This window comes from Corynebacterium genitalium ATCC 33030 (genome assembly GCF_000143825.1).
GTDB lineage: Bacteria > Actinomycetota > Actinomycetes > Mycobacteriales > Mycobacteriaceae > Corynebacterium > Corynebacterium genitalium.
In genome coordinates, this window is record NZ_CM000961.1 from 88,916 (window position 1) to 108,575 (window position 19,660).

The window sequence follows — 19,660 nt, forward strand, 5'->3', positions numbered from 1 at the left end:
CTACCCCGCTTTCCGTGCCGTGAGCTGATCGATCATGGTCTCTGCATCACCGTGAGCCTTGCGCACGCGCGACCGGTTCTTCTTGATCACTTCCAGGCGCCGATTCCGTGTCTCCTGCCGCTGATTAATGGTCTTTTGAGCACGCGCGATGCGCTGCTTCAAGTCACCCAGTTGCGCTTCCAACTGGGCTGTGTAACGGGCGGAGATCAGCGGTTGAGCCACCAGTGTGAACTGCGTCAAGATGTTGTTGGTGTGCTTCACCGCCGAATTGCGGGACTCATTGAGCCAACTCTTCAGCTGGGATTTACCCGACTTGATGGCACGGAACCCGAAGGTCACGCCGAACCACGCGGCACCCGCAATGATGCCCACGCCGGGCACCAGGGCCGCACCGAGCAGACCACCAATGGTGGAACCGCCGGAGAAACCCATCATGAGCATCATCGGGTCGAACGTGTCGCGCATGTTGCGGTTCACTTCAGCCGTACGGATTTCCCCGATGTGCAGCTGCTCGCGGATCTCCGCGATGATCTCGTCTGGGACGGTGGAGTTGCCGAAGATCTTGTGCAGATAGGCCTCCACATCATTACCGAACTGGCTGACCGACACCACCACCGCACGCTGGAAATCCTCTTCCATCAAACGGGTGAAGTGCTGCGGATCCTTGCGCAGGACCTGGATGCCGTGCTTGTCGATGAAATCCGTCCACTTCGTGCGGATCTCCATGAGATCCTCATCCAACTTGTCCGCGGCAGACTGGCGCATGAGCTGGAGGTCGCGGTTCAAGTGGCGTTCCCACACTTTGGCCTGCTGGCGCAGCTCTTCGAAGCTGGCCTTCTGCTCCTCCAGTTCAGGCAGAACATCCTCGGCCTGCTCGAGATCGCGCTGCTCCGTCTCCATTTCCGCTTCGATGTCTTCCAGCGCACGGTTCATGATCCGCAGCGCGTTGGCCACCGGCAGCGACTCCGCGCTTGCGAAGCGGTCCGCGATCTCCTTGCGCAGCCGTGCCAAGCCGGCGAAGGCATCGACATTGTCGTCGTCAGTGCCCAGTTCTGCGAACGGCAGTAGCGAGGACACACCGATGACGGGAATGTTCTCGCCGACGTGGGCGGCAATGAGCTTCTCGTCCTCGGCGACGATGTCGCGCCACCGCGTCATGTTCTTATCCGTCTTGGTCACCGCCACGACCACGGACGCGGAGACCTCGTGGGCGTGCTTGAGAAAGTCCATCTCCGGCTTGGTCAACGGGCTAGAAGCATCTGCCACCACAACGACCACACTGGCGAAGTTCTCCGTGTCCGCCTGCACAGCTGAGTCCGCAGAGCCGATGCCGCCGATGCCGGGAGTGTCAATGACAATGGTGTCGCCCATCTTGGAACCGTCGACAGCAATGTGCGCACGGGTGGGTACGAATCCGTCGAAGGACTGCAACGCGCGGTCCACGCGGCTGGGCAATTCGGTCAGCGGATGAATCTCCGTTCCCTCGGCCGAGATCAAGGCCGCACTACCGGCGGGGATTTCCTCGGTTTCAGGTCCGATGGCGATGGGAATGACCGTCGTAAAGTCCGTGCTCGACGGTGAGACTCCCTGCCACCCCACAAGCGCGTTCGCCAACGAACTCTTGCCGCGGTTGACCTCGCCGGCGAGAATCACCGTATTCGTTTGCAGCTCCGCCGACGCCGCTTGCTTGACCCGCACCGACACCTTCGCCCGTCCGCGCTTGTCCAAGATCCCCTCGCAGACACGGTCAATGTAGCCCTTGGCCTTGGCGTGCACGTCCTCCTGCTGGGCTGCAGGCGCTGCGGTGGATTGATCCGGCTGGGTCACTTCTTAAGCTTTCTCACGTGTGGGGGTTAGCTAGAGGGAAGTATATGCGTCCCCCATTGTGGCGGAGATATCGCCGGGCGGGGCAGGGACAGCCCCTTTCCACGCGCGCGGAGGAAAGATATGCCAGACTCTTATGCAAAATTCAGAACGAAACCGCCCTCCAAGGTGTAACCTTCGCAGGCTTTCCCCGCATCCAAACTGTGACCGCATCGCACCTTCATGAAGAAAGGCCCCTCCCCCGTGTCCCGTATCAGCACCCGCGTCGCCGCGATCCTCACCACCGTTGCCGCTGCCGGCGCGCTGACCGGCTGCTCCGTGCTGGAGCAGTTCCAGCAGCCAGAAGAGCAGCAAGCCTCCGAAGAGCAGGCCACCTCCGAGGTCCCCGAAGAAGAGAAATACGACACCGGCCAGTACCGCAAGGAACCGCACCCGGGATGGCCCGAAACCCCGGTTGACATGACTTCCTACTCAGAGGGCAACCAGATCGGCTACCAAACCCTGCTGCCCTACGAGGTCGACCCAGAACGGTTCACCCAAGGCCGCATGCCAGTGCGCTACAACACGTTCGGCCGGATCAGCCTGGTCTTCCCCGACGCAGTGAACGAGGCGACCAAGCCGTTTGAGAAGAACTACATCTCCGGCTACATTCACCCCGCCAGCGACGAGGACGGCAACCAGATCGCCGAAAACTACATCTGGCGCTTCACCGACCCGACCTCTGCCGAAGGGTTCGCCAACGCAATTCGCGACACTTACCTGGCAGAGGGCGGCATCAACTGGGAAGACGACACGACCTACCCGTTGGAGTACATCGACATTCCAGGCCACCCCGGCGCCGCCGGCATGAAGGATGAAGAAGGCGACCAAGTCCACATGGTGACCACGTACAACGAGTTCGTCATCTTCGCCAACGCCATGGACAACCGGGACCTGGATATGGCCGAAGAGGAAAAGAACCAAGACCTGACGTGGGCGGTGGACTACATGTCGAAGTTCCTCACCATGCAGCTTCCGATGATGGATGACATTGAAACCCACAAGACCGAAGAAGGCTTCGGCAAACACGACAAACTGCAGCCGATGGACCCGGACAACATCCTGAAGTACGTCGTGATGTCCCCAGAGGGCGTGGAGATGAACGGCCCTGTCCCCGCCCACATGAACAAGCGCGCGATGAACGGCATGTTCAAGGCCACCGGTGAGGTCTCCCGCCTGCTGGACCAAGCCGACATCGAGGCCATGGCGATCGGTGAATCCACTCTCTTCCGACTGGCCAACCCGCAGAACGCGGAAATGATGCTGGCGTCCTTCCGTGCCCTGGACTCCGAAGACGAACCGGAGAAATTCGACGAGCCGCAGGGCGTGCCCGGCACCGAGTGCTACTCCACCTACGAGGGCAGCGGAAAGCTCCACTACTGCTACCTGAAGTATGAGAACTACTACGCCCACATCTCCAAGTTCGAAAACACTTCGGCGAACTCCGAAGCGACCATTGGCAACGACCCGGAAGAAGGAGCAAACAAGGTCGACCCGAAGACCCAGCTGTCCCAGATGGTTGCCGCCCAGTACCTGATGCTGCGCGCTGCGGTAGCTGAGGCAGAGGGCAACGCGGACGGCGCTGCAGAGAGCTCGGCGGGGAACACCGCAGAAAAAACTGCAGAAAACTCTGCAGAGAACACGGCCGAAAACAATGCGGATAGCGCCGCGAAAACCCTCTCTGAAACGACTGCTGAAACCCCAGCAGCGGAGTCTTAGAACCCCTTCCTTGGAAAGGCCGGATACCCTCCGGTTTTTCCGGGGCGGGGTGTAACCTCCCGCCCCGCCCCGGCATCTAACTACTGTTAGCCATGAAGACCACCTACTGCTAGGGAGGACCCCCATGTCCAAGGACTGGACTCTGTCCATTGACTTCGGCACATCCAACACCGCGGCGGCGCACACGAACCCGACCCGCGGTGGCGTGGAAGCCGTCAGCCTGTCCCACGACAGGATGACCATGCCGTCGTCGGTGTACATTGAGACCCCTGAACACGTCGAGACTGGTGACGTGGCCCTGAACAAAGCGGAGGGCAACCCGGACGGCTTCCTCGCCGCGCCGAAGCGCGTCATCCCGCAGCAGATCTTCCAGATCAACGGCTACGACATTCCTGCCTCCACCCCGGTTGCCGCCGTGTTGGAGTCGGTGGTGCGCCGGGCGTCCCGCGAGCACAATGACCACCGCCCGGGTGAGCTCGTGCTCACCCACCCGGAGGCGTGGACGGACGCAGAGATCAAGGTGCTTCTCGACGCTGCAACGCAGCTCGGCCTCAACGCCACCAACATCCGCACGGTTTCTGAGCCGAAGGCAGCCGCCCAGTACTACTCGGCGAACCAGCCGTTGGAACCGGGCGACAAGATCGCCGTCTTCGACTTCGGCGGCGGCACCCTCGACGTGGCTGTGCTGGAGGCGCAAAACGACGGGTCTTTCCACATCGTGGCCGCCCGCGGCGACAACTCTCTGGGCGGCAAGAGCTTCGATGCCCTGATTCGCCGTTGGGTCGACCGCCAGCTCGAGGACGACCACCCGGACCAGATCGAGTACCTCCGCCGCCGCGCGCCCCTGTCCGACCGCCACGCCGTCGAAGACAGCATCCGCCGCGCGAAGGAGGTCCTCTCCGAATCCCCCACCGCGACGATCACCGTCCCCGGCGAGTCCGAGTCTGTCCGGTTGACGCTGACCCGCAACGAGTTCGAGGACATCATCCGTCAGCCTGTTCAGCGTGCGACTGACCTGACGCGCCAGACGCTTATCGACGCTGGCGTCACCTCCCCCGGCGACCTGAAAGCCCTCTACATGACCGGCGGGTCATCCCGCGTCCCGATGGTTCAGGAGGAGATCAAGAGCCTCGGCCCGGTGGCCAACCTCGACGACCCGAAGATGGTGGTCGCCCAGGGTGCGCTGTCTGCCGTCGCGCCGATTGTCACCGGTCTGCATACCTCGACTGCGCCCACCACACCGACGTACGCCGGCCAGCCCGGTCCTGCAAGTCGGCCGGGCCAGCCGAGCCAGACCGGCCAGCCTAGCCAGGCCGAGCCCCGCAAGAAGAACCGCACCGCCCTGGCTGTCGGCGCAGTCTTGGGTTCGGTTCTCCTCATCGGCGGCATCGGTGCCTTCGCCCTGACCCGCGGTGGTAACGACCCCGCTGAGAACCAGGCGCAGGATGGAGGCACCGCGGCTGAATCCGCCGGCGAATCCACGGCACCAACCCAAACTGAGTCCGCAGAGCCGAAGACCGGCGAAGAGATCTATGCAGCACTACCGGAGAAGCTCCAGGGCGCCGTCCAGAACTGCTCAATGAACAGTTCCGGTATCCTCGCCGCGTCGAGCATCCAGTGCAAGATCAACGTGAATAGCGAGGGGGTCGAGCACTTCCGTGAGGTAGGCCGCTACGCCTCCGCCTACGTGAACCTCGCCGTGAGCCAGGAGGCCGCGAAGCGCGAACGCGCCTTGATCAAACAGGGCCGCTACTCCAAGTCCGATGAGGGGATCATGGAGGAAAGCTCCGACGGTTCCGCCGCCGTGGGAGTCGACTCTGACAATCTCTACGATGCTTCAGTCACCTATGCCGATACTGAGACCGGCGTAGTCATGAGCTCGTTCGACTTCGCTTCGCCCCAGGATGCCGTTGACTGGTTCAAAACCTACGACCTTCTCTAACGCCATGATCACACCAGAACCGATCCCAGAAGGCTTGACCGAATGCTCCCTGAACACCGCGTTCACCACCGAAGAGTGGCCGGAGTGGGACGAGGCTGACCTCGTTCCCGATGTCGCCGCCGAGGACGACGCGATCGACACCATCGAAGACGATGACCTCGCGCTCGACGCCCCGGCCGACGCCGAGACCGCCCCAGCTACCACCGAGCCAGACACTGACCCTGCGCCAGAAACCGACCCCGAGATGCCGGACTCTGCCGACCCAACGGAGAGCTTCGATGGCGCAGCGGACACCGACGACACGGACGACATGTCCCTCGACGACTACGAGGATCTCGACGTCGATCCGGACTTCTAACCCCCGCGCCGGCATATCTGCAAGGGTTATGCGGACAGTCCGGGCTGCCCTAAAGTAGCCTGTCCGTTATGCACGAATCCCAGCTCATCGCTAACGCCAAGGCCGGCGACCAATCGGCCTTCGCTGAGCTGGTGAAACAGCATGAAGTGAAGCTGTTCAACGTGTGCCTGCGCATCACGGCGAACCACCACGATGCCGAGGATGCCTTCGCGGCGGCGATGTACCTCGGATGGAAGAACCTGGAGAAGTTCCGGGGCAAGTCGGGCTTTGGCACGTGGATGTACCGCATCGCCTCGAATGCGTCGCTGGAGATAGTTCGGAAGCGGCGCCCAGAAGTCTCCATCGATTCCCCGCTCGGCGACAACGATGATGCAGGCCCGTTAGAGATCGAAGACGTCGCCGCAGAGTTCGAGGAATCCATCGCCGACAATGACTCGTTGACCAAGGCCCTGGCCGCCATCCCCGACCAGTCCCGCGAAGCGCTCGTGCTCGCCGAGGTCGCCGGATTCACGCTCGCGGAGATCGCTGAGCACCAAGACTCCTCCCTCTCTGCAACAAAGGTGCGGGTGCACCGGGCACGGAAGAGCCTGCGCGAGCTACTCGCCGCCAACGCTTAGCGAGTGTGGACTGTCACCCTCAACCGCAGGTCCACGGGGCCGCTGCGGTGTAATCTGCTGACATGTCTTCCTCGCCGCTTATTCTTCGCACCCGCTTCACCACAATGCTTGCCGCTACAACGACAGCGTTCGCCTGCGCTTTCGCGCTTGCAGGCTGCTCGCAGTCCACGCTCCCCGATTCGGAGGAGCCCGCCCTGACGACAGCAGCCGCCCCTGACGCGCAGGACGATAGTGACGCCGAGGGCCCGGCCACCGTCATCGAGACAGTCACCGAAAAGCCCAAGGAGAAGCAAAAACAAAACGAGAAGTGCACGCAGCTGCCGAAGGACCCGCGCGAGCAGTACCCGTCGCGCTCAGCTCCGGGTCGCATGCCCTCGACGGACGGATCGGACTTTAACTACTGGATCGAGGACATCGATAACCACTACGACCCGTGCGCGCCGGTGAGCTGGATCATCTTCCACGGTGGCCGCGGCAGCGTCGACGGGCCCGCTGGCACCGGCGCCGCTGTGTCGGATGGCATCGCGTTCTACATCGACGGTAAGCCCGATGGAGACATGCGTACCTTCCGCGGGATCACCAACGTGACCCTCAACGGCGACACCATCGACTTTTCCTGGAGCGAGCGCCAGCAGGACCTCACTGGAAGCGTGAAGCTGCAGAACCACGTCACGCTCGGATTCGACAACGGACGCATTGCACCGATCAGTGGCGATGTCGAGGCGTTCAATCAGTACTGGAACGGCAGCCAGTACATGCTCGGCCACTACGGCGAGTAGGGCCCAGGACAAGGGTGGTTAACGGTGGGGGAGGTTGCGTCGATAAGCGAATGGATGCACCCGACCCCGTAGGATGAGGCGTTATGACCGACAAGAAGCCCGACATGACCACCACCGCCGGCAAAATCGCGGACCTGCGCAACCGTTTGGCGGAGGCTCGCGAGCCGATGGGCAGCGAAGCCGCGCGCACCGCAGGTGAAGCCGGTATTTCCACGGCCCGCCAGCGCGTGGAAGCGCTGGTTGACCCCGACACGTTTGTGGAGACGGACGCCTTGGCGCGCCACCGCGTCGAGGAGCACGGCATGGACCGCACCAAGCCCGTCACTGACGGTGTGGTCACGGGCTATGGGCTTATCGACGGCCGACGCGTCGCCGTCTACGCCCACGACGCCTCGATTTTCGACGGGCAGCTCGGCGAGGTCTACGCCGAGAAGATCCTGAAGGTCTACGACTTGGCCATCAAGACTGGTGTGCCCGTCATCGCGATTCATGACTCCACCGGCGCACGCTTGCAGGAAGGCGTGGTCACCGCCGCAATGTCGGCGCGGATCCTGCGCAAGGCGACAGAAGCCTCCGGTGTCGTGCCGCAGATCTCTGTAGTGGCGGGCGAAGTCGCTTCCCTGGCGGCGCTGCTCGTGCCGCTGAGCGACCTGGTGGTCATGGTCGAGTCCGCCACGATGCACCTGACTTCCGTTTCGGCAGTGACCAAGGTGACCCGCCGCGTGGCCACCGCGAAGTCCCTCGGCGGTGCCGACATTCACCAGACGGTCACCGGCGTGGCGCACCTGACCGCCGGATCCGACTTGGAGGCCATCCAGACCGTGCGCGAGCTGGCCGCGTTCCTGCCGGAGAACAACCGCGCCGCCTCCCCGATCAACGACAACTCCGCCGAGCCGGACACCAGCTCCCTGGACACCTACATCCCGGACAATGATTCCGCGGCGTACGACGTCCGCGAGATCATCACCCGCGTCACCGACAAGGGCCTGGTCGAGCTGGGCCGCGGTTACGCCGACAACGTTGTCGTCGGTTTCGCGCACATCTCCGGCCGCGCCGTGGGCATTGTGGCCAACCAGCCGAGCGTGCTGGCCGGCTGCCTCGATCACGCCGCCGCGAAGAAGGCGGCCGCGTTCATCCGCGTCTGCGACTCCTTCAACCTGCCCATCGTCGAGTTCGTTGACTCCCCTGGCTTCTTCCCCTCCGAGGAGGAAGAGCACCTTGGTTCCGCCAAGTACGGTGCGGCGCTTGCCTTCGCCTACGCGGAGGCCCAGGTGGGCAAGATCACCGTGATCACCCGCCGCGCTATCGGCCCGTCGTACGTGGTCATGGGCTCGAAGGACTTGGGCGCCGACATGGTCTTCGCGTGGCCCACCGCGCAGATCGCGCTTGCGGACGCCACAACCGCCGCCGAGCACCTCGGCGTCGACGCCGACGAGTACGCCGCAGCCCACCTCACCCCCTACGTGGCCACCGAGCGCGGGCTTGTCGACGCTGTCATCGAACCCTCCCACACCCGCACCCAGGTCACCGAAGCTCTGCGTCTGCTGGAGCGCAAGGTGGTCTACGCCATCCCGAAGAAGCACGGCAACATTCCGCTGTAGCGAGATCTGGAAGGAAGCTAACCATGACACAGTCACAGTCCTCATCGCAGCCACAGTTCACCGTGGTCAAGGGCAACCCGACTGAGGCCGAACTCGCCGCTTTGACCCAGGTCTTGAGCGACCTGCAGCAGGAGGCGAAGTCCCGCACCGCCGGCGGCCACCGCAACCTGTGGGGCCGTCCCTCCAACCGCGTGCACGGGCCGGTGGTGTTCAACCCGTCGGCGTTCAACTCGACCGCGCTGTTCTAGTGCGTCTTGTCTTAGCGTCCCAGTCGCCGTCGCGGCTGATGATCTTGCGCAACGCCGGCGTTGAGCCCGTGGTCAAGCCTGCGCACATCGACGAAGATGTCCTGCTCGCCTCGCTTATCGACGCCTCCCCCGCCGACTCCGTGTGCGCCCTCGCCCACGCTAAAGCCGAGGCCGTCGCACCGGCCTACCCGGACGACATCGTGGTCGGCTGCGATTCCATGCTCTTTCTGGACGGCCAGCTGCAGGGCAAACCGCACACCGTCGAGGAGACGATCCGCCGCTGGCAGGCCCAGCGCGGCCGAACGGCCGAGCTGATCACCGGCCACGCCATCGGTTACAGCGGCACGTGGATCACCGATGCGGTGTCCACGAAGATCCGCTTCGGCGATGTTTCCGACGCCGACATCGAGGCCTACGCTCGCTCCGGTGAACCGCTCGAGTGCGCCGGTGCGTTCACCCTGGAAGCCCTGGGCGGTTGGTTCATCGACTCGATTCAGGGTGACCAGACCAGCGTCATCGGCCTGTCGCTGCCGCTGCTGCGCAAGGCGCTCTACTCGTTCGGGGTCAACGCCTCCGAGTTGTGGGGCTAGACTCGCGGGCATGGCCCTCACTGACTTTTTCCGGAAGAACATGGCACCCATGTTCCCCGCCAACCTCTACATGGCCTACCTGTGGCGGAAGAAGCCCCTGCCCATGCAGGCCGTCGCCCTGGCACGGTTGCCGCTCCAGGTGCCGATGATCACCGGCGCGCTCGACATTGCCCGGGGGCGCTAGGTGGGGTTGGGGGAAGAGATCGTCGATAAGCTGGCGGCGCGCAAACCGGAATCCTCAATCTGCCCGTCCGATGTCGCACGCGACCACGGCGATGACTGGCGCGACCTGATGGACGACGTGCGCGCGGCTGCGGCTGAACTCGCCGCTGCGGGCACGGTGATCATCACCCAGGGCGACCGCGAAGTCGACATGGCCGCGGCGAAAGGCCCGATCCGCATCCGCCGCGGCCCGAAGTGGCAGGATTGACCCCATGGAATTCAAGGACATGATGGCCCCGCCGCCCGTGCAGCTACCGGACGACCCCGCCGCAGGCAAAGACTTGCTCAACGACGACACCGCCCTCACCCACCCCGACTCCCCCAGTGTGTGGGCCGCCCGCGCCCGCCGCGAACTAGATGGCGGTGACGTGCTCGTGGCGTACGCCTACGCGCGCACCGGCTACCACCGTTCGCTGGACCGCCTGCGCGCCAACGGGTGGAAGGGTTGGGGCCCGGTGCCCTACTCCCACGAACCCAACCGCGGCGTCCTCGAATCGATCGCAATGCTGGCCTTGACCTCTCAGGCCATCGGCGACAACGCGGAGTACGACCGGTGCCGCCAGATGCTGTCGGATGCGGATCCGGCGGCCGCCGAAAAGCTGCTGTAAGCCTGCTTTACTTGGTGGTGTCTTCAGCGCTGTCGACGCTCACAGCGTCCTCGGCGCCCTTTTCCTCATCCACCAGATCAGTCGTGTTCTGAGCGATGCGGACCACCGACACGAGAGCCTCCAGGCCGACGCGAATGAGGATGATCTGCAGCAGCGTCGCCAGCGTGCCGAAGATCAGCCAGCCGAACAGGAACATGATGCCGGTGCCTGCGCCCGCCTGGAAGCCCGAGAAGGACGCGATCAGGCCCACAACCCAGCCGACGACAGAGGCTGCCAACAGCACGATGTAGATGATCTTCACGAAGTCGATCGTGATGAACTCGCGGAAGCTGAAGTCGAACAACGAGCTGAAGAAGCCCTTGCCCTTCTCCTGCGGGACCTTGTCGAACTGCTGCATTTGGTCGAACTGCTGCTGTTCAAACTGCTGCTGCTGGCCGTACGGCTGGTTAGCACCGTACGGTTGGTCAGCGCCGTAGGCCTGGTTGGAGCTGCGGATCTCGTAGGCCTGCTCGGAGCTGAGGAACTGGCCACCGAACTGCGCCTGGGACTGTGCCTGCTGGCCCTGCTGGGGCTGGCCGAAGTTGCTCGGCTGCTGCCCGAACTGGTTGCCCGGCTGGTTCGTCTGCGTCGACTGTGCCGGTTGACCCGGCTGCCCAGGCTGGCCTGCCGGCGTGCCGTACGACGACGGGTACTGGTTACCGTAGGACTGCGGAGCGCTGGAAGAAGCGCTCGTACCGGCCCAATTGCCTGCGGGCTCAGCAGACTGGCCGTACTGGTAGGTGCCGACGTGCACGCCAGAACCCATGGAGCCAGCCGAACCGGTGGCGCCTGCAGAACCTGCGGAGCCGGTGGTGCCAGCAGCACCCGCGGAACCAGTGGTGCCGCTGGTGTTGCCTGCGCCCGCGGAACCAGCGCTGTAGGCCGTAGAGCCCTGGGACGACGAGTAACCCCCTGTCGAAGCAGAACCGGCGGCACCTTCGCGGTTCGTGGAGATCACCGTAGTGTCCGGGTGGGAACTATCGGACGTGCCGGCAGCGGCACCAGGCTTCCTGCGCGAAGACGGGACGGAGGATTCGACGTAGCCGGAGTACGGCGTAGAGCCAGGCGCCGAATCAGAGCCGGTGTTGTCAGAGCGGGAACCGGGTTTGGTGGTGTCGAAGCCGGATGATCCGTACTCGTTGGCGTTGGGGTTGATGGGCTCGTTTGAGTTCGGCTTATTCGGTGTAGACATTGCTAGGTCCTTCTCGGTTCGTGGCTACTTGAACGTCTGTAGTTTAACTATCTTCTGCAAAATTTCCACGGGTCGCTGCGGGGGTGACGGTGCCCGGAGTGGGGTGAGTGGAGTGCACCGCGCCACTGGAAAAGATGCAACACATGACCCTGTGTGGTGACTGTCACTACTGTGTAGTAAAGCTGGCCCCCGGTCACAGGGAGCTGGTTCTTGCAAATTTTGATCTACTTTCTCAAGGAGTCACGGTGACCACCACCGCTTCTTTCTCAGATGGTGTCGGCGGTTCGCATCCCGGTTCTTCCGGTGAATCGCAAACCGACGATGCATTGAACGAAAAAGGTTTTGCCCGGGTGAACAAGCCCGTATTCATCACCTCGGGTGTGCTCATTGTCGGTTTTGTTCTCTGGTCGGCGTTCTTCCCGGGCCAGGCAGAAAAAGTGATCTTCGGGTCAATGGACTGGATCGGAGCGAACTTGGGGTGGTACTACGTGCTCACCGCCGGTCTCATCGTGCTGTTCGTGCTCGTTGTCGCACTGAGCAGATTCGGTGATATCCGCATGGGCCCTGACCATTCACGGCCGCAGTACAGCCTGTTCACGTGGGCCTCGATGCTCTTCGCAGCCGGGATTGGCGTGGACTTGATGTTCTTCGCCATCGCGGGCCCAGCGACGAACTTCGCCACTCCCCCAGATGTCGCCCCGATGTCGGACGAGGCCGCCCGCATGGCCCCGATCTGGACGATCTTCCACTACGGCGTGCCGGGGTGGTCAATGTACGCGCTCATGGGCGTGGCGTTGGGTTTGGCAGCCTACCGCTACCACCTGCCGTTGTCGCTGCGCTCGGCTATTGCGCCGCTGTTCGGCAAGCGCGTCAAGGGCGCTGCCGGTGACGCGGTGGATGTCACCGCCACGATCGGCACGATCTTCGGTATCGCGACTTCTCTCGGTATTGGTGTGGTCTTCCTCAACTACGGTTTGTCGTCGCTATTCGGCATTCCGAACAACATCACTGTGTGGACGGCACTGATTGTCGTCTCTGTGGCGATCTCCATCGTCTCCTCGGTGTCTGGCGTCGACAAAGGCATCCGGTTCCTCTCGGAACTCAACGTCTACTTAGCGCTGGGCATGCTGGCGTGGATCCTCATCACCGGGCAGACGGCGACATTGCTCACGCAGTTGGTGCAAAACGTCGGCGACTCGATCTCCCGCTTCCCCGGCATGCTGCTGGAAACCTTCGGCTATACCGCCGGCATGAGCGAATACCCAGCCGGGCAGTGGCTGCAGGACTGGACCCTGTTCTTCTGGGCCTGGTGGATCGCCTGGACTCCGTTTGTCGGGCTCTTCCTCACCCGCATCTCCCGCGGCCGCACGCTACGCGAGTTCATTCTCGGTGTGCTGCTTGTGCCGCCGGGGTTCATTGTGCTGGTCATTTCTATCTTCGGTAATTCCGCGCTGCGTTTCTTCCGTGACGGCGACACCGACTTCCTGAATGAGGCGCTGGAAGTGCCAGAATCCGGTTTCTACAACCTGCTGCAGCAATACCCGGGTGCCACGTTCCTCATCGGGCTCGCCGTTATCGTCGGGCTGCTGTTCTACATCACGTCGGCCGACTCCGGTTCGTTGGTGATGGCGAACATGACCTCGCACGCGACGAAAGGAGATTCTGACGGTGCTCCGTGGCTGCGCATTGTGTGGGCTGTCATCATCGGTGTGCTCACTCTCGCGATGCTGCTTATCGACGGTGTGTACACCCTCCAAGCAGCCACCGTCCTTATCGGACTGCCCTTTTCGGTGGTGATGTACCTGCTCATGGCGTCCGTGATGAAGGTGCTGCGCGCGGAGAAGTGGGCGATGGAATCCCAGGAGCGTGCACTGGCATCGCGGGCCGCGGCACCTGCCGGCACCGGGGAAGACTCGAAATACTGGAAGAAGCGGCTCGCCCGCCACATATCGTGGCCAACAAGCGATCAAGCCAGGGACTTCATTGGCTCCACCGCCCAGCCCGCGCTGCGTGAGGTCTATCTGGAGATGCGCAACATGGGCCTGGATGCGACCTTCATTGAGGGGGTAGATGAGGAAAATCAGCTTCCGTTCATCGACTTGAACGTCAAATTCGATGAGCAGGACGATTTCAAATACCAGCTATGCCCCGTTGCCTACGAGATGCCGGGTTATGCCGTCGGCGCGGAAGACGACCAAGACTTCTTCTACCGCGTAGAGGTCTTCGACGCCCGCGGCACCCGCGGCCACAATGTCATGGGATACACCTCAGACCAGCTGATTTCTGATGTCTTGAATTACTACGACCAACACCGTCTCTACATGGACATGGCCGGAGACGACTTCGGAACCGTCATCGCTGATACCACCGTCGCTGCACCGACCACGTGGGAGGATGCCGGAGCATCGGCCCCGGAGGCGGACACGCAAGGATCTGTACCCTCGGGAACGTATCCACAGTAGAGAGCGCAAGAGACAGCCCTCTAGAAATTAAGGATCGAAAGGACACGGCATATGCCGGAAACTGCAACTTTGTTCATTGACGGACAATGGGTGGCCGCTTCTAACGGGGCGACGCGCACAATCATCTGCCCCGCCGACGGTTCCGAGGTCGGTGTCGTGTCGGAAGGCACCTCGGACGACGCCAACCGTGCAGTTGAGGCTGCCCGCGCAGCCTTCGACAAGGGTGAATGGCGTAACACGCCCGCTTCGGAACGCGGTGATTTCCTGATTCGGGTGGCCGAGGAAATTGAACGACGCAAAGCGGACTTCGCCAAGGCGGAGGCTCTCGACACGGGCAAGCGCCTCGTGGAGGCCGAGGGCGACATGGACGACATTGCCGGCTGCTTCCGTTACTTCGGCAAGATCGCGGACTCCAACCCCGGCAGGTTGGTCGATGCCGGAGACGACTCCGTGATCGACCGCGTCGTGTACGAGCCCATCGGAGTGTGCGGAATGATCACCCCGTGGAACTTCCCGCTGTTGCAGGCTGCGTGGAAGATCGCTCCGGCCCTGGCAACCGGTAACTCCTTCGTGATCAAACCGTCGGAACTGACCCCGCACACGACGCTGCTCATCACGGAGGTGCTCGATGACCTCGGCCTGCCGAAGGGTGTGGCCAACGTTGTCACCGGTGACGGCGCCAACGTTGGTTCCGTGCTCTCCTCCCACCCAGAAATCAACTTGGTGTCTTTCACGGGCGGGCTGGAGACGGGCCGGATCATCGCCAAGACAGCCGCAGAGGGCGTGAAGAAGGTCGCTTTAGAGCTCGGCGGGAAAAACCCCAACGTCATCTTTGCCGACGCCGACTACGACGCAGCGCTGGATAACGCACTCAATGCCGGATTCATGGATTCCGGCCTGGTGTGCTCCGCGGGCACGCGCCTCGTGATCCACGAGTCCATCGCGGAAAAGTTCGTCGATGACCTCGTCGGGCGCGCGAAGGACATCGTCATGGGCGGCCCCTTCGACGAGCGTGCTGAAACCGGCCCGCTGATTTCGAAGGAGCACCGCGACAAGGTCACCGACTATGTTCAGCGCGGCATCGATGCCGGGGCGCGGCTGCGCTGCGGCGGCGACTGGGGCGGCCCAGAACACGAAAACGGCTACTTCTACTCCCCCACCGTTTTGGACCAGTGCGCCAGCGACAACCCCGCCGTGCAAGAGGAAGGCTTCGGCCCGGTCATCACCGTAGAGACCTTCAGCACGGAAGAAGAGGCCGTCGCGATTGCCAACGACACCGACTACGGTCTTGCCGGCGCAGTCTGGACCTCTGACATGGGCGTTGCCAACCGCGTTTCCCGTGCCCTGCAGCACGGCACCATCTGGATCAACGACTACCACCCCTACATCCCGCAGGCGGAGTGGGGCGGGTTCAAAATGTCTGGCATCGGCCGCGAGCTCGGTATCGCCGGCTTGGAGGAGTACACGCAGGCAAAGCACATCTATCACAACACCGAACCTGCTGTGACCGGCTGGTTCCCCAACAAGCAGAACTAGAAGGAGACCCCACCTATGAACCTGTCTGACGCACGCGAATCCTACGACTACATCGTCATCGGCGGAGGCTCCTCCGGAGCGGCTGTCGCCTCCCGCTTGTCGGAGAACCCGGATGTCACCGTCGCACTGCTCGAAGCCGGCCCCGACGACCGCGAGCACGACGAGGTGCTGCGCCTGAAGCGCTGGCCGGAGCTGCTCGAATCCGGCCTGGACTGGGACTACCCGATCGAGGAGCAGGAGAACGGCAATTCCTTTATGCGCCACGCCCGCGCGAAGGTGTTGGGCGGCTGCTCCTCCCACAACTCCTGCATCGCGTTCCACCCGCCGGCCGAGGACATGGCCATTTGGGAAAAGCTGGGCGCCAACGGCTGGACCCCGGAGAACATCACGCCGCTGATCAAGAAGATGGAGACCAACTCCCGCGACGGCGAGCAGTACGGCCACGATGGCCCCGTGCAGCTCATGGATGTTCCGCAGAATGACCCGGTGGGGGTTGCCGTACTCGATGCCTGCGAGGAGGCGGGGCTGCCGCGCAAGCCGTTCAACACCGGTGAGACGGTCACCCACGGCGCGAACTTCTTCCAAATCAACTCCCACGCCGACAACACCCGCGGCTCCTCCGCGGTCTCCTACCTGCACCCGAACGAGGACCGGGAGAACCTGGACATCATCACTCGCGCCTGGGTCACGCGGATTCTTTTCGACGACAACAGCGGAGACAACACCGCCACCGGTGTCGAACTCCTTGCCGACGTGTTCAACCGCAAGACCACGATCACCGCGAACAAGGAGATCATCGTCAGCGCCGGCGCGATCAACACCCCGCAGCTGCTCATGCTCTCCGGCATCGGCCCGCGTGAGCACTTGGAAGAGTTCGGCATCGATGTGCTTGTCGACGCTCCTGGTGTCGGCGAGAACCTCCAGGACCACCCGGAAGCTGTCATCCAGTTCGAGTCCAACGTGCCGATGGTGCGCGACTCGACCCAGTGGTGGGAGATCGGCATCTTCACCCAGATCAAGGGCGACACCGACCTACCGGACCTGATGATGCACTACGGGTGCACCCCATTTGACATGCACACCGCACGCCAGGGTTACCCGCAGGCCGACGAAGCGTTCGCGCTGACGCCGAACGTCTGCCACGCCCGCTCCCGCGGCACGGTGAAGCTGCGCTCCAACGACTACCGCGACAAGCCGAAGGTCGACCCGCGCTACTTCACGGATGAAGAGGGCTACGACATGCACATCGCCGTCGAGGGCATCAAGCTGGCCCGCAAGATCGCGGCCCAGCCGGCGCTGAAGGACATCGTCAAGCGCGAGCTGTCCCCAGGCCCGGAGGCTCAGACAGACGAGGAGATCGCGGACTACATCCGCCGCACCCACAACACCGTCTACCACCCGGTGGGCACGGTGCGCATGGGCTCCGCCGACGACACGATGTCGCCGGTCGACCCTGAGCTGCGCGTCAAGGGCACAAGGAACCTGCGTGTCGCCGACGCGTCCGTGATGCCGCAGATCGTGGCAGTCAACCCGAACATCACCTGCTACATCATCGGTGAGCGCGCCGCCCAGCTGATCGCCGGCGAGTAATCCTCCCGGCCGTCACACCGGCCCCAGCAACGAAAAGGTTCCCTGCCTGGAAGGGCGGGGAACCTTTTCACGTCGATAAGCGAGCGCTTAAGCGTTCTTTTCCTCGACGCGCTTGATCGCCTCGTCAGCGACCATCTCCTGGATGCCCATGTCCAGCTCGGAGGTGAAGCCGACGCAGGAGCAGTTGATCTCGCCGAGGACGTAGGTGTCCTCGCCGGTGTCATCGTCGTCGGCGAGCATGAAGTCGGCGGTCCAGATCAGCGGGATGTTGTCGCCGCCGAGGTTTTCTGCGATGACCGGGCGGGCCTCGGCGAACATGTCGACGAGCTCCTGCCACTCCTCCGGTTTCTGGTAGGTGTACTTTGCGCCGGAGAACAGGGTTGCGGAGAATGCGTCGCCGCCCTCAGCCGGCTTCTTGTGCACGACGAAGACCGGGTGCGGGCCGACGAGGAGGATGCGGATTTCGCCCTCGGTGATGCGCGGCATGAAGCGCATGTCCACGAGCATGCCGTTGTCGCCGACGATGTACTGGTCGCAGAAGTCCATGAACTCGCCCAGCTCGCGCTCCTCGGTGTGGTTGTCCACAGCCTCGGTGCACTTGAGCTTGGTGTCCAGCGGCAGAGCAGTGCCCGGCTCGACAGACTCTGCCAGGGATTCGTCGGCAAGGCGGACGCGCCAGATGCCGGAGCCGGTGGAGCCGCGGTTCTGCTTGAGCACGCGCTCGCCGTAAGAAAGGGAAGTCGGGAAAGTCTCGTGGAAGGACTCGACGTCGTAGTAAGCGGCGGTGTCCTCCGGGACGAGGTCAGTCTTGTTCAGCTTGACCAGGGCGTCCTTCGCGCCGTAGGAGATCATCTCCTGCGGGGTGGACATGCCCACCAGGCCAGCCTCGGACAGGCGGGTCAGCAGGTCGAAGTAGCCCTTCTCGCCGCCGGGGATGTTGCCCGGGTTGACGCGGGAGATGTAGCCGTCGAAGCTTTCGGAAACGTAGTTGAAGATGTCGTCGGACCACTCGGGGCGGAAGAAGACCACCTCGGAGTGCCAGCCCTTGTCCTTGATGGAGTTGACAATCGGCATGGTGTCGCGACGGTGACCGTCGAAGTACTTGTCAGAACCGCCCTCGACCTCGAAGACGACGATAGCCTTGTGCACGTGAGATTCCCTTTCGATCTGTGCTTGTACGTCTGCGGACCTCCACCGGGAAAAGGGTGATCCGCCCCTGAGATTAAGCCCTTCTTCAGGTCGTTGCTCAGCGAGTGACGGGGATAGTAATTAACTTCACACCGGGTGTTCATCACACTAAATGTGCTCGGCAGGAATGGTTGACGAGTAAGGTAGGGCAGTGACCGTTTCCAAGCCGTAGAGGAATCTCGCATGGCCATAGCATTTGACCCATTTCCTCAGTTCCAGGACTTTGCCCACCCGGAGAAGTTCGTCTCCGCGTCGTGGCTGTCGGCCCGCTTGGGGGTCGACGGTTTGCGGGTGGTGGAGTCGGACGAGGACGCGTTCTTGTACGACATCGGGCACATTCCCGGGGCGGTGCGCATTGACTGGCACCGCGACTTGAACGATCCGGTGCAGCGCGACTTCATCGACGGGGAAGCCTTCGCGACGCTCATGGACGCCCGCGGCATCAGCCGCGATGACACGGTGGTGGTCTACGGCGACCGCAACAACTGGTGGGCTGCCTACACCGCGTGGGTGTTCGAGCTGTTCGGCCACCCCGACGTGCGCCTGCTCGACGGCGGGCGCGACGCGTGGATGGGCGAAGAGCGCGACACCTCCTTCGCTGTGCCCGAGTACCCGGCGCAGGGCTACCCCGTGGTCGAGCGCGACGACAGCACGTGGCGCAGCTTCGTGGAGCACGTCCGGTCGCGGCCCGAGGACACATTGCTTATCGACGTCCGCGGCCCCGAATACTTCGCCGGCGCCGAGGTTGAAGTGGCCCCGGATTCCAACTGCGCCTCCCCTGTGTTGCGCCACGGCCACATTCCGGGTGCTGTGAACCACCCGTGGGGTGACTCCGTCCACCCCAACGGACGCGTGAAAGACCGCGAGTCCATCGCCGCCGCCTACACCGATGTGCCCGCCGGTGCTCCGGTGATCACCTACTGCAGTGCCGGTCAGTCCGCCGCCCACACCTGGTACATCCTCCGTCACGTCCTGGGCGTGGAGAACGTCTCGCTTTACGACGGCTCCTGGTACGAGTGGGGCAACATGGTCCGCATGCCGATCGAGCGGGACGCAGAATAAGCGGCTGCTTGGGGTGCGGGGAAACGTCGATAAGCGTTTTTGCG

General features: G+C 63.1%; 17 protein-coding genes and 1 pseudogene. 15 read left to right on the top strand and 3 right to left on the bottom strand.

Annotated features, from left to right (window positions below; genetic code table 11):
* Nucleotides 1-1,827, bottom strand: coding sequence for a dynamin family protein (locus tag HMPREF0291_RS00440; RefSeq protein WP_005286240.1), 1,827 nt, complete (start codon nt 1,825-1,827; stop codon nt 1-3).
* A gap of 240 nt (nt 1,828-2,067) precedes the next feature.
* Here HMPREF0291_RS00440 and HMPREF0291_RS00445 point away from each other — a divergent pair, with 240 nt between their 5' ends.
* The 11 genes and pseudogenes from HMPREF0291_RS00445 to HMPREF0291_RS00495 all read left to right on the top strand — a co-directional run bounded on the left by HMPREF0291_RS00445 (nt 2,068) and on the right by HMPREF0291_RS00495 (nt 10,547).
* Nucleotides 2,068-3,582 carry a DUF7373 family lipoprotein gene (locus tag HMPREF0291_RS00445; RefSeq protein ID WP_040423408.1) on the top strand — a complete coding sequence of 505 codons (1,515 nt, stop codon included), beginning with the start codon at nt 2,068-2,070 and terminating at the stop codon, nt 3,580-3,582.
* A gap of 124 nt (nt 3,583-3,706) precedes the next feature.
* Entirely contained in the window at nt 3,707-5,524 is a 1,818-nt protein-coding gene (locus HMPREF0291_RS00450) for an Hsp70 family protein (protein WP_005286245.1), read from the top strand.
* Nucleotides 5,525-5,528: 4 nt separating this feature from the next.
* Nucleotides 5,529-5,882 (top strand): hypothetical protein, encoded by a 354-nt coding sequence (locus HMPREF0291_RS00455; RefSeq protein WP_005286248.1) that lies wholly within the window; start codon nt 5,529-5,531, stop codon nt 5,880-5,882.
* 68 nt (nt 5,883-5,950) lie between these two features.
* On the top strand, nt 5,951-6,499 hold the full coding sequence (locus tag HMPREF0291_RS00460; protein WP_005286250.1) for an RNA polymerase sigma factor: 549 nt from the start codon (nt 5,951-5,953) through the stop codon (nt 6,497-6,499).
* Between the two features lie 62 nt (nt 6,500-6,561).
* Nucleotides 6,562-7,278: a hypothetical protein gene (locus HMPREF0291_RS00465; protein WP_005286253.1), complete on the top strand. Its 717-nt coding sequence runs from the start codon at nt 6,562-6,564 to the stop codon at nt 7,276-7,278.
* 83 nt (nt 7,279-7,361) lie between these two features.
* Complete coding sequence (locus HMPREF0291_RS00470; protein ID WP_005286256.1) at nt 7,362-8,879, top strand: acyl-CoA carboxylase subunit beta; 1,518 nt, start codon at nt 7,362-7,364, stop codon at nt 8,877-8,879.
* Between the two features lie 23 nt (nt 8,880-8,902).
* Nucleotides 8,903-9,127 carry an acyl-CoA carboxylase subunit epsilon gene (locus tag HMPREF0291_RS00475; RefSeq protein ID WP_005286259.1) on the top strand — a complete coding sequence of 75 codons (225 nt, stop codon included), beginning with the start codon at nt 8,903-8,905 and terminating at the stop codon, nt 9,125-9,127.
* On the top strand, nt 9,127-9,717 hold the full coding sequence (locus HMPREF0291_RS00480; protein ID WP_040423409.1) for a Maf family protein: 591 nt from the start codon (nt 9,127-9,129) through the stop codon (nt 9,715-9,717). Before HMPREF0291_RS00475 ends, HMPREF0291_RS00480 begins: the two co-directional genes overlap by 1 nt.
* A gap of 49 nt (nt 9,718-9,766) precedes the next feature.
* A pseudogene (locus HMPREF0291_RS11705) lies at nt 9,767-9,901 on the top strand (DoxX family protein); the annotation flags it as partial.
* A complete protein-coding gene (locus tag HMPREF0291_RS00490; RefSeq protein ID WP_005286268.1) occupies nt 9,902-10,147 on the top strand; it encodes a DUF3253 domain-containing protein in 246 nt (81 codons plus the stop codon).
* A gap of 4 nt (nt 10,148-10,151) precedes the next feature.
* Nucleotides 10,152-10,547 carry a DUF3151 domain-containing protein gene (locus HMPREF0291_RS00495; RefSeq protein WP_005286270.1) on the top strand — a complete coding sequence of 132 codons (396 nt, stop codon included), beginning with the start codon at nt 10,152-10,154 and terminating at the stop codon, nt 10,545-10,547.
* A gap of 7 nt (nt 10,548-10,554) precedes the next feature.
* Here HMPREF0291_RS00495 and HMPREF0291_RS11140 read toward each other — a convergent pair whose 3' ends face one another.
* Nucleotides 10,555-11,778, bottom strand: a complete 1,224-nt coding sequence (locus HMPREF0291_RS11140) for a DUF4282 domain-containing protein (RefSeq protein ID WP_005286273.1) — start codon at nt 11,776-11,778, stop codon at nt 10,555-10,557.
* 245 nt (nt 11,779-12,023) lie between these two features.
* On the opposite strand from HMPREF0291_RS11140, the gene betT reads away from it, so the two are divergent.
* From betT to HMPREF0291_RS00515, 3 genes are read left to right on the top strand one after another with little or no spacing between them, the layout of a single operon-like run.
* Entirely contained in the window at nt 12,024-14,240 is a 2,217-nt protein-coding gene (gene betT / locus HMPREF0291_RS00505) for a choline BCCT transporter BetT (RefSeq protein WP_005286276.1), read from the top strand.
* 51 nt (nt 14,241-14,291) lie between these two features.
* Nucleotides 14,292-15,776, top strand: coding sequence for an aldehyde dehydrogenase family protein (locus HMPREF0291_RS00510; RefSeq protein WP_005286279.1), 1,485 nt, complete (start codon nt 14,292-14,294; stop codon nt 15,774-15,776).
* Nucleotides 15,777-15,791: 15 nt separating this feature from the next.
* Nucleotides 15,792-17,366, top strand: coding sequence for a GMC family oxidoreductase (locus tag HMPREF0291_RS00515; RefSeq protein ID WP_005286282.1), 1,575 nt, complete (start codon nt 15,792-15,794; stop codon nt 17,364-17,366).
* A gap of 87 nt (nt 17,367-17,453) precedes the next feature.
* Here HMPREF0291_RS00515 and HMPREF0291_RS00520 read toward each other — a convergent pair whose 3' ends face one another.
* Nucleotides 17,454-18,515 carry a Cj0069 family protein gene (locus tag HMPREF0291_RS00520; protein WP_005286285.1) on the bottom strand — a complete coding sequence of 354 codons (1,062 nt, stop codon included), beginning with the start codon at nt 18,513-18,515 and terminating at the stop codon, nt 17,454-17,456.
* A gap of 222 nt (nt 18,516-18,737) precedes the next feature.
* Here HMPREF0291_RS00520 and HMPREF0291_RS00525 point away from each other — a divergent pair, with 222 nt between their 5' ends.
* Nucleotides 18,738-19,616, top strand: coding sequence for a sulfurtransferase (locus tag HMPREF0291_RS00525; protein WP_005286288.1), 879 nt, complete (start codon nt 18,738-18,740; stop codon nt 19,614-19,616).
* The last annotated feature ends 44 nt before the right edge of the window (nt 19,617-19,660 follow it).